This window comes from Pseudactinotalea sp. (assembly GCF_048594945.1).
GTDB lineage: Bacteria > Actinomycetota > Actinomycetes > Actinomycetales > Beutenbergiaceae > Pseudactinotalea.
This window is the reverse complement of the sequence record NZ_JBMDXJ010000120.1, coordinates 1-10,429: the sequence shown is the minus strand read 5'-3', so window position 1 is coordinate 10,429 and position 10,429 is coordinate 1. Positions and strand designations below refer to the sequence as shown.

12 protein-coding genes are annotated in these 10,429 nt (G+C 70.0%); 8 read left to right on the top strand and 4 right to left on the bottom strand.

The annotated features are described in order from the left end of the window. The 4 genes from ACOJSN_RS05635 to ACOJSN_RS05620 form a co-directional block, all read right to left on the bottom strand. On the bottom strand, positions 1-635 hold a 635-nt coding region (locus tag ACOJSN_RS05635), incomplete at its 3' end, for an FGGY family carbohydrate kinase (RefSeq protein ID WP_420111527.1). After that, positions 632-1,441: a DeoR/GlpR family DNA-binding transcription regulator gene (locus tag ACOJSN_RS05630; RefSeq protein WP_420111526.1), complete on the bottom strand. Its 810-nt coding sequence runs from the start codon at positions 1,439-1,441 to the stop codon at positions 632-634. The genes ACOJSN_RS05635 and ACOJSN_RS05630, both read right to left, overlap by 4 nt. Next, positions 1,425-2,054: a histidine phosphatase family protein gene (locus ACOJSN_RS05625; protein ID WP_420111525.1), complete on the bottom strand. Its 630-nt coding sequence runs from the start codon at positions 2,052-2,054 to the stop codon at positions 1,425-1,427. The genes ACOJSN_RS05630 and ACOJSN_RS05625 overlap by 17 nt, the downstream gene beginning before the upstream one ends. Further along, the gene (locus ACOJSN_RS05620) at positions 2,051-3,550 is read right to left on the bottom strand and encodes an FGGY-family carbohydrate kinase (protein WP_420111524.1); all 1,500 of its coding nucleotides are present in this window, start codon (positions 3,548-3,550) and stop codon (positions 2,051-2,053) included. The genes ACOJSN_RS05625 and ACOJSN_RS05620 overlap by 4 nt, the downstream gene beginning before the upstream one ends. A gap of 283 nt (positions 3,551-3,833) precedes the next feature. Here ACOJSN_RS05620 and ACOJSN_RS05615 point away from each other — a divergent pair, with 283 nt between their 5' ends. From ACOJSN_RS05615 to ACOJSN_RS05580, 8 genes are all read left to right on the top strand, one after another. Next, complete coding sequence (locus ACOJSN_RS05615) at positions 3,834-5,162, top strand: ABC transporter substrate-binding protein (protein ID WP_420111523.1); 1,329 nt, start codon at positions 3,834-3,836, stop codon at positions 5,160-5,162. Positions 5,163-5,221: 59 nt separating this feature from the next. Then, a complete protein-coding gene (locus ACOJSN_RS05610; protein ID WP_420111522.1) occupies positions 5,222-5,416 on the top strand; it encodes a glycerophosphodiester phosphodiesterase in 195 nt (64 codons plus the stop codon). A 30-nt stretch (positions 5,417-5,446) separates the two neighbouring features. Continuing rightward, the gene (locus ACOJSN_RS05605) at positions 5,447-5,908 is read left to right on the top strand and encodes a glycerophosphodiester phosphodiesterase (RefSeq protein WP_420111521.1); all 462 of its coding nucleotides are present in this window, start codon (positions 5,447-5,449) and stop codon (positions 5,906-5,908) included. Further along, positions 5,905-6,708, top strand: a complete 804-nt coding sequence (locus ACOJSN_RS05600) for an inositol monophosphatase family protein (RefSeq protein ID WP_420111520.1) — start codon at positions 5,905-5,907, stop codon at positions 6,706-6,708. Before ACOJSN_RS05605 ends, ACOJSN_RS05600 begins: the two co-directional genes overlap by 4 nt. Beyond that, a complete protein-coding gene (locus ACOJSN_RS05595; protein WP_420111519.1) occupies positions 6,705-7,670 on the top strand; it encodes a carbohydrate ABC transporter permease in 966 nt (321 codons plus the stop codon). Before ACOJSN_RS05600 ends, ACOJSN_RS05595 begins: the two co-directional genes overlap by 4 nt. Further along, entirely contained in the window at positions 7,667-8,482 is an 816-nt protein-coding gene (locus tag ACOJSN_RS05590; protein WP_420111518.1) for a carbohydrate ABC transporter permease, read from the top strand. The genes ACOJSN_RS05595 and ACOJSN_RS05590 overlap by 4 nt, the downstream gene beginning before the upstream one ends. Next, entirely contained in the window at positions 8,479-9,996 is a 1,518-nt protein-coding gene (locus tag ACOJSN_RS05585) for a metallophosphoesterase (protein WP_420111517.1), read from the top strand. The genes ACOJSN_RS05590 and ACOJSN_RS05585 overlap by 4 nt, the downstream gene beginning before the upstream one ends. Positions 9,997-10,052: 56 nt before the next feature. Continuing rightward, on the top strand, positions 10,053-10,429 hold a 377-nt coding region (locus tag ACOJSN_RS05580), incomplete at its 3' end, for a hypothetical protein (RefSeq protein ID WP_420111516.1).

The following is a 10,429-nucleotide window of genomic DNA, read 5'->3' as shown; positions in this document are numbered from 1 at the left end:
CCGGTCGGTGCCGAGGCCACGGGCGCGATCAGCTCGCGGGCAGCCCCGAGCTCGCAGCGCTCCACGAGTGCGTCGCTCGAGGTTCGGGTGCGGTGGTCGAACAGGATCGCGTTGGACGGTTCGGTCGCGCGGGCGCCGGTCAGGCGAGTCAGGAGCATGTCCTTGCAATGCCCCGCCACCGCCGCGCGCTCGATCAGGTCGGGACGTTCGCGTGCCACCCACGCCAGCAGCGCCGGTGTCGCGCCGGGGAACGGCTCGCTGCCCGTCACCGCAGCGATCTCGGCGCTCGTGCCGTCGTCGTGCCAGGTCTCCACCACGGCGTTGGCACGGGCATCGAGCCAGGACATCGCGGGACCCACTCCGACGCCGTGGGCGTCGGTGAGCCACAGACCGTCGCCCTGCCCGGTCAGCCCGATCGCTATGGTCTCAGCGGTCCGTGGGCCGAGCTGGGCAGCGACCTCTGCCAGGACTTCGAGCACCGACGCCACGACCTCGCCCTGATCCTGCTCCACGCGCCCGTCGGAACAGCGCTGCACCGCGGTCGCCCGGCTCGCTGTTACGGCGGGGACTCCGTCGGCGAACGCGACCGCCTTCGTGACCGTGGTTCCGGCGTCGACGCCGATGACGACGCTCACGACGCCGTGGCCACGACGACGTCGATGCCACGTTCCCGCAGGTCGGCAACGAAAGTCGGATCGGTCTCGGCATCGACGACGATCACATCCCAATCGGTGGCCGCCGAGACGCGGTAGAGCGCCGACTTGCCGCACTTGGAGTGATCCATGAGCAGCACGCGCCGCTCGGCCGAGGCCATCATCGCCTGCTTCACCGTGACGATCTCCTGCTCCTGGTGATATACCGCATCGGCCGTCATCGCGGACGTCGAGGAGAACAGCGTGTTGACCCGGATTGCGGCCACGGCGTCCAGGCATCCGTGCCCCAGGAACGAGCGGTGTGGCACCGACAGATCGCCCCCCAGACCGATCACGTGGGGGCCGCGACCGGCGAGCAGGCCGACCGCGTCCACGAAGTTCGTGGCGATCGTGAGATCGGGAATGTCGGCGATGAGGCCCGCGAGCGCGAGGCCGGTGGTGGAGTCGTCGAGCATGAGGGCCATTCCGGGCTCGACGAGATCTCGCGCCGCGATCGCGATCGCCCGCTTGGCGGTCGCGCCCAGGCGCAGCCTGTAGTCGACGTCGGGCTCGAAGACCGAGCTGCGCTGAGCGCTCGCGCCACCGTGGAAGCGCCGCAGGATGCCCTGCTCGGCGAGCGCGTCGAGGTCGCGGTGGATCGTCATGACGCTGACGCCGAAGTGTTCGGCCAGGTCGCTCGCCGCGGCCTGCCCGCGCTCGAGCACCCGTTCTGCGATCTGCGCTTGCCGCTCGGCTTTGCGGCCGTGCGCCGACGTGGCGCCTGGCGGGTCCTCACGGTGTTGAACCATCGTGCGCTCCTTCCGGGGGAACGTTGTAGCGGAGCAGTGCCCAGGTCCCGGTGCCTGAGCGGTGCAGCGCGGTCACCGCCACCGGGTCGAGTCGCGGGAGTCGGCGCCGGTACTCCGACAACGGGACACCCAGCACCTCGCACACCAGCAGCCGGATCATCGTGCTGTGGCACACCAGCATGCCTCGCCCGGTCAGGGATGCCGCCCAGTCGCCGAGTGCGGCGAGCGCCGTCGTGGTGCGAGCACGAGGATCGTCGCCGCCGGGCCAGTGGTCGGAGACCGGATCGCGCTCGAACGCGGCTGCTTCGGCCGGATGCGTGCCGCGGAGCTCGGTCATGGTGCGTCCCTCGGCGATGCCGAAGTCGATCTCGCGCAGCTCGGGGAGCAGGTCGACCCGGAGGCCGGTCACCTCGGCGACGGCGGCCGCGGTGCTTTGGGTGCGGCGCAACGAGGTCGCGGCCAGTGCGCTGAGTCCTTGGCCGCCGGCCCAGCGGCCGAGGCGGGCGGCTTGCGTTTCGCCCTCGCTGTCGATGTCGAGGTCGGAGGCACCGGTGTACCGGTTGCCTGAGTGCCACGCGGTCCTGCCGTGCCGGGCAAGGAGGATCTCGCTCATGCACTCGCTCGTTCGACGTGGGCGGGCTCGCGGGTGACGCCGCGGCGAGCGAGCTCATCGGTGAGCAGAGCCAACTGCTCATCCCAGATAGCGGCTCGCGTGAGATCGGGGTCCACGATCGCGCGGGTGCGGACCATTCGCCGTGCGGCCTCGCGAAGCGACTCGCGTCCTGCGGCGGTCGCCAGGATCGCCATCCCGAACGCGGGCTCGGAGACGCCGGGCACCCGCAGCGAGCGCCCGAGCACGTCGGCCCGCAGCTGCAGCAGGTACCGGCTGCCGGTGGCGCCACCCGTCGCCGAGACCGGCCCGCGAACGTCGGCACCGTGGCGCTCCAGCACGTCGTACGCCATCCGCTCCACCAGCGCCAGACCCTGCAGCGCGGCGGCATACCGCTCGGCGTGACCGCCCTCGTGCACCGTCGTGAACGCCGTCAGGGTCGGCGCGTCGAACGGGAAACGCTCACCGCTCCCCACGAGCGGGTAGGTGACGCCCGGCGCCGGCTCCACGCCCGCCGCGGCCGCGTCGCTGTCATCGCCGACCGCTCCCGGGAACTCCTGGCGGAGGTAGGCGGCGCCGGCGCTGGAGGCGCCACCGGGCAACCAGCCGCCGTCGGGAGCCCGGTGGGAGTAGACGCCACTGCCCGGCACGGACAGCGGTTCCGTGGCTGCCCCCTTGATCGCGAGCGTCGTGCCCAGTACCGAGTTCCAGGAACCCGGGTCGAGTGCACCGGCGGCGATCTGTGCCGCGCAGCTGTCGGTCGTCCCGCTGACCACGAGGGCACCTGCCGGGATCCCGGTGTGCTCGGCGGCGTGCGCACCGACCGTGCCGATGATCGTGCCCGGGGCGACCACCTCCGGCAGGCCGAGGTGGCTCACCCCGAGATCGTCGAGCACCGCATGGGGCCAGGTGAGTCGCTCGACGTCGTATCCCGACTTGAGCGCCTGGGCCCAGTCGGTCACCACGCGATGTCCCGTGAGGCTGGCGTTGACGAGATCGCCCTGGTGCAGGAGCGTCAGCGCGCCCCGGTCCCAATCGCGCCGAAGCTCGGGCTCCAGGCCCTCGAGCACGGCACACAGCCGCGGCAGCGCCCACGTTCCCTGCATCGGATAGCCGAGCCGTGCCCAGACGGCGCCGCCGGCCTCGTGGACTGCGGCTGCGCACCCGCGGCCCCGGCCGTCGTCGTACATGACACCGGTCGTCACCGGCTGGGTCCCCCGCGCGAGCGTGAAGGTGCCCGACGTGCCGCAGACCGCCACGGCTCGCACCACAGGCCGGTCGAGCTCGCCGATAGCCCGGCGTGCCGCGCTCCCCACGGCGTCCCACCAGCTCCGCGGCGACTGCTCGTGGCGGTCGCCGGCTCGGGAACTGGTCAACGGCTCGGCGGCAAGGGCGCACACGGAGCCGTGGTCGTCGACGACGACGACGCGCACGCTCTGGGTGCCCATGTCGATACCGACAGAGACCTCGCGTCGCTCTCGTGCGCCCGCCTCGTTCACGCCTGAGCTCCTCTCATGACAGATGTTCTAGCACGAACGACAGGCAAACTACCACTGACATGTGAATAACGACTAGGGAACGTGCACGGCGTTGCCCACGCAATTTCGGCGTGAATCGGTGGTCGGCGACGCAGTCGCCGACTCGACGTGGGCGAGAGATTCACATGACGATGTTGAAATTGGAGCCAGCTTCTGCTTCGATGTCCACGAGCTCGGCGGCAGAGACGTCCTCCCCGAGGCCTCGATCACGAAGCATGTCCACAGCCCGTCCAAAGGAGGACACATGTTCCGTCCGAAGTTCGCAGCCGCCATCGCCGCGGCCGCTCTTGCCGCCACCCTCGCCGCCTGTGGCGGTGGCGCTGGAGGGTCCGACGACGATGGTCCCGTCACGATCACGTTCTGGCACGCGATGTCCGGCAACAACGGCGAGACCCTTGCGGCGCTCGTTCAGGAGTTCAACGACACGAACGACAGCGACATCACCGTGGAGGCGGTGTTCCAGGGCAAGTACAACGAGCTCCTGACCAAGCTCAAGGCGTCGATCCAGTCCAATGGCAGCCCCACGCTCGCCCAGGTCTTCGAGATCGGCACCCAGATCATGGTCGATACCGGCGCCACGGTCCCCTTCGAGGAGCTGGCCGCCGAGCAGGGCGTCAGCATGGACGGCATCGATCCGTCGATCGCCTCCTACTTCACGGTCGACGGCCAGCTGCAGGCACTGCCGTTCAATACCTCCGGGCCGCTGGTCTACCTCAACGTGGACGCACTGACGGAGGCCGGCCTCGACCCGGACACCGCACCGACCACGTGGAGCGAGGTGCTGGAGCTCGCTGACCAGCTCACGGAGCGCAACGGGTCGGAGACCTCGCGCTACGGGATGGTGCTCTCGATCGATGGTTGGTTCGTGGAGCAGATGCTCGCGGCCGGCGGCGTCGACTACTGCGACGCCTCGAACGGCCGCGAAGGCCGCGCCGACGCCGTGAACTGGGAGGGCGGTGAGGTCGCCGACATCGTCTCCGGCTGGGCCGACGGCGTCCAGGACGGCACGATCCTCAACGTCGGGCGCAACAACACCGATGCGGCGGCTGCCTTCCAGGCGGGGCGGGCCGCGATGATCATGTTCACCTCGGCGAATCTGCGCGACATGATCTCCGAATCCGACTTCGAGGTGGCGGTGAAGCCGTATGTGCGGCCCGACGGCACCGACGCTGGAGGCGCCTTCAACGGTGGCGCGGCGCTGTGGACGATGGCCTCGGCCACCGACGCCGAGCGTGCGGCCGCGGCCGAGTTCCAGGAGTTCCTGGTCTCCGCCGATGCGCAGTCGTCCTGGGCCACGAGCACCGGCTACATCCCGCTCAACCCGGCGGCGGTCGAGACCGACGAGTTCAGCGAGGTTCTCGAGGAGTTTCCGGCCTTCTCGGTCGCCGGTGAGCAGTTGCAGGCCTCGACCGGGACCGGCTGCCTGATGGGCACGATGCCGCAGGCACGCGATGCGATGAACGACATCATCGAGTCGGCGATCACCGGCAGCGCCGAGGTGAGCACGGCCATCGAGAACGCCCAGAGCTCGATGGAGACGATCATCGCCGACTACAACGCGAGTGTCGGCTGAACCGCAGCGGCGCGCGTACGGATCACATCACCAGCACGGACAGCGAGGACAGCACGACCATGCCCATCCTGATCGGCCACCGAGGCGCTCCTGGCCTCGCACCTGAGAACACGATCGAGTCGCTCGAGCTCGCCCAGCGGGCAGGGGCCGATGCGGTCGAGATCGATGTCCGCACCTCGGCAGACGGCCGGCCCGTGCTGCTCCACGACCGCACGTTCGAGCGGCTCTGGGGCTCACCGGCGGCGCCTTCCTAGCTGACGGCGGCACAGATCGCCGATCTGCGCGTGGCTGGGCACCCCCACGCCCGGGTGCCCCGCCTGGAGGAGGCGGCCCGCGCCGTCGACCTCACGCTCGTGGTCGATGCGAAGGACGCCGACGGCGTCGAGGCGATCGTCGGGGACCTCGAGCGCGCGGATGCGTTGGGTCGGGCGATCTTCATCGGGGGTCTCGCTGTGCTGGTCGCCGTGCGCGCGGCGCTTCCAGAGGCGCCGATCGTGCTGTCGTGGCCGCAGACCGCGCCACCGGAGACGGACGTGCTCGAACAGGTGCGGCCACGGGCGCTGAACCTGCCGTGGGAGATCGTCGATGCCGCCGCCGTTGCCTCGGTGGGCGCCCAGGGGCATGAGGTCTGGACGTACTGCGTGGACACGGCCAGGGATGCGCGGCGCGCCACCGAGCTCGGGCTGGTGGGGCTGATCAGCAACGACGTGCCGGCCACGCGGGGCATCGTCGAGGGAGCGGCGTGAGCGGCACCCGCGAGCTGCTCACGTTCGCCGAGGACCTGGCACGGGAGGCGGGGGCACAGGCGCGGGCGGCCGCCGTCGTCCGCGCGGAAGCGACTACGAAGTCGAGCGCGGCCGACTGGGTGACCCCCGTGGACCGGGCCGTGGAAGACCGGATCCGGGAGGCGATCCTGCGCCGATATCCCGATCATGCGGTGATCGGGGAGGAGCACGCGAGTGTGGGTGACCCCGAGAGCGCCGAGGTTGTGTGGCATGTCGACCCCATCGACGGCACCACCAACTTCCTCTACGGCCTCGGCAACGTCTCGGTGAGCATCGCGGCACTGCAGCGCGACGGCGTCGATGTGGGTGTGGTCCACGACGTGTACCGAGACCAGAGCATCTCGGCCGCCCGGGGTGATGGGGTCCGGATCGACGGGTCCCCGGTGGTGAGCGAGCCGATCGCCTCGCTCACCGGCGCCGTGCTGCTGACCGAGTGGTCGGGGCACCAGGCGTGGCCTGGCATGGAGGAGACGCTCGGATGGGTACGCGACCAGGCTGGCGCCGTCCGGATCATCGGCTCGTGTGCGCTCGCGCTCGCACACGCCGGGCTCGGCCGCGCCGCTGCCACGATCCTTCCCGGGCGGTACAACAGCTGGGACGTGGCCGCCGGCCTCGTCATCGCCGCCGAGGGCGGGCTGAGGATCTACGGCACGCAGGGACCAGCCGATGGTGTGCCGGCCGACGGCGTGCTCGCGGCGGCTCCTCCCGTGGCCGAGCCGCTGTGGTCGGCCTGGCGCGATGCCGCGGCGGCGCTGGCATGAGCGCCACCACGACAGCAGACCGCGCCACGGCGACCCAACTGCCCGCTGCCGCAGCGTCGCCGCCACCGGCGTGGCGCCGCAAGCGGTCCTTACGGGAGGGCCTGGTCGCGGCCATGTTCCTCGTGGTGCCGATGGCGGTCTTCACCACCTTCGTGTTCGTGCCGCTCGTGCGGACGATCTGGCTGAGCATCCACCAGACCGACATGTTCGGGCGGCCGCGCGAGCTGGTCTGGTTCTCCCAGTACGCCACGCTGTTCTCGGACCCGGCTCTGCGCAAGGTGCTGATGACCACCGCGCTGTTCGCGTTGGCGACGGTGATCCCGAGCATCCTCATCGGGCTGGGTCTGGCGCTCGCGCTGCAGGCCAAGGTCTCCAGCATCGGAGTGTTCCGCACGCTGATGGCGACACCGTTCGCGTTCTCGGCCGCGGCCGCCGCCGTGCTCTTCGACATCTTCTACAGCCCCAGCGTCGGTGTGCTCAACGGCATGCTGGCGCGGCTGGAGCTCCCGCAGATCGGCTGGCTGACCGACCCGTCCTGGGCGCTGCTGAGTCTGGCCGCCGTGATCGTGTGGCGCGACATCGCCTACGCGATGCTCGTGCTCTCGGCCGGTCTGGGCTCGGTGCCGAACGAGGTCACCGAAGCCGCCCAGATGGATGGCGCCAGCAGCTGGCGCACACTGCGCAGCGTGGTGCTGCCGCTGCTCACGCCCAGCATCTTCTTCCTGGTGGTGGTCTCGACCATCAGCTCGCTGCAGACGTTCGGTGAGATCAACATCCTCACCCAGGGCGGGCCGGACAGCTCGACGACCACGCTCGTCTACAGCCTGTACCAGTCGGCCTTCGCGTTCGGAGCGTCCAACTACGGCATGGCATCGGTGAAGGCCGTGGTGCTGTTGCTGCTCGTCATGCTCATCACCGTGATCCAGTTCCGGGTCCTTCAGAAGAGGGTGTTCTACTCATGACCCGCGCCCGCCGTGCCGGCACCATCCTGGGCCTCACGCTGCTCGCCGCGGTGGTGGTGTTCCCGCTCTACTACGCCATCGCCGGCTCGGTGATGGAGTACCGCGACCTCACGAGGTTCCCACCGGCGCTCTTCCCGAGTGGCTTCAACCCTGCGAGCTACCTGCAGGTGTTCGAGTCGATCCCGCTCGCCCGCCAGTACCTCAACAGCCTGATCGTCGCCGGCACCGTGGTGCTCGCCGTGCTCGTGACCTCCATCCTGGCGGCGTACGCCTTCACCTTCCTGGAGTTCCCCTTCAAGAAGGCGGTCTTCGCGCTCACGTTGGCCACCCTGATGGTGCCGGCCGAAGCCACGATCCTGCCGAACTACCTGGCGGTCTCCTCGTGGGGCCTGATCAACACCTACCCCGGACTGTTCCTGCCGTTCCTGGCGTCGGGGTTCGGAATCTTCCTCATGCGGCAGTTCTGCCTCACGTTCCCGCGCGAGCTGTACGACGCCGCGCGCGTGGAGGGGTGTTCGCACCTGTGGTTCGTGTCCGCGATCCTGGTGCCGTTGTCACGGCCGGCGATGGGGACCCTCGCGATCTACACCTTCATCGTGACCTACAACCAGTACTTCTGGCCCCTGCTGGTCACGAACACCCCGAGGATGCAGACCCTGCAGATCGGGCTCTCGCAGCTGAGCTCGGTCGACGAACGGACCCCGAACGTGATCCTCGCCGGTGTGGTGCTCGCGGTGCTGCCGATGCTGCTGATCCTGTACGTGTTCCAGCGGCAGATCGTCAGAGGGCTGACCTCGGGGGCGGTCAAGTGATCCACGCCGAGGCGCCGCGGATCGTTCCCGGCGAGGTCGTGCACGAAGGCACCGATGGTGCCTACCGGTCGCTGCGCGCGCAGGAGCGGCACACGCCGACCCGCCGACCCGATCTGCTCCCGGCGGTCGAGCAGCAGGCCACGCTGCTGGCCCGGTTGGCGCACCTGACGGATCTGCATCTGGTCGACGTCGGCTCACCGGTGCGGCTTGACTTCGCCATGCGGGTCGGTCAGGGCGTGCCGCGATGGCGGGGCCTGGTCGACTGGGTGTTCCGCCCGCACGAGCTATTGGCTGCGCACGCGGCCGCGGCGATGGTTCGCCGACTCGCTGAACTCGAGCCCGACATGTGCGTGCTCACGGGCGACAACATCGACAACGCCCAGCACAACGAGCTCGCGGCCTACCTCAACCTGCTCGACGGCGGCCCGGTCGAGCTGTTCCCGAGCGGCGCCTATGACGGTGTCCAGCATCCCCGGTACGAGGACCCCTGGTACTGGACACCGGAGGGCGTCCCGGACCAGTACAAGAGCCGGTGGGGCTTCCCGAGCGTGCCCGGGCTCCTCGATCGCGCCGCCCGCCCGATCGCCTCGAGTGGTCTGCAACATCCGTGGTTGGCCTGTGCCGGCAACCATGATCTGCTGGTCGGTGGCTCGTGCCCACGGGCCGAGGACCTGCAGGAGCTCGTGGTGGGCGCCCGCAAGCCGGTGCTGCTGCCCTCGGAGCAGTTCGAGGACCCGCTCGGGACGTTCCTCACCGATCCCGCACGGCTGTTCTCCGGGCCCGGGCGCGAGGTCCCTGCCGCGACCTCCCGCAGATTCGTGACACCCGCCGAGTTCGTGGAGGCGCACCGTCACGGCACGGCGGTCCCGGCCGGCCACGGCTTCAGCGACCCCGAGCGCCTGTACTACGCCCACGACGTCAGTGACCGGGTGCGCGTGCTCATGCTCAGCACCGACAACCTCCGGGGGCACTGGGACGGCAACATCGACGCCGACCAGGCCGAGTGGCTCGTCGCGGAGCTGGAGGCCACCAGGTCCCCGGATGCGCCGTTCGTGATCCTCGCCTCCCATCACGCCAGCAGATCGCTCGACAACGACTTCGGCGCCTGCGACCACGACGGCCGGCAGGCGCGGCATGCTCGCTGGCTCGTGGAGACCGCAGCGCGGTACCCGCGGGTGATCCTGTGGCTCAACGGTCACCACCACGCCAACCGCGTGGTGGCGCACCACGGGCCCGGCGGCGGGTTCTACGAGATCACCACAGCCGCGGTGGCCGATTGGCCGAACCAGGCGCGCACGCTCGATATCGCGGTCGAACCGGGCGGCGTGGTCCAGGTCCGCTCGACCATGATCGACCACCACGGCCCGCTCACGACCTCCGATCTCGATGCGCCGGAGGCGCTCGCCGGTCTGCACCGCGAGCTCGCCTTCAACGACAGCGTGCGCGCTGGGCGGCTCGATGTGGCCGGCACCGACGGCGACCGCGACGTCGTCCTGCGCATCCCGACGACATGAGCACACCCGCCGCCCAGTCGGTCAACGATCGGCAAGCCCACCCTGGAGGAGTCACCATGCGACGTCGACGTCGAGCTCGCATCGCCCTGACCGCTGCCCTCGCCCTCGTGGCGACCGGGCTCGTGCTGCCGCAGGCCGGCGCCGATGTCGTCACCGTGCCCAGCGGCGACATCTCGACGTCGTTCCTGCGCCCGAATCTCGAACCCGTGCCCCGGTCGGAGTACGCCGTCCCGGATCCGACGAAGAACGGCCCCGAGGTCTCGCAGTATCAGGAGCCGGGACTGCGGGACGCGCTCGAGGAACTGCTCGACGCTGCGGTGCCTGGCTCGAGCGTGTACGGCTCGCTGTACACATTCACCGACGCCGGGCTGACCGCTGCCATGCTCGCGGCCGACGCCCGCGGTGTGGACGTGCGGCTGATCGTCGAGATGTG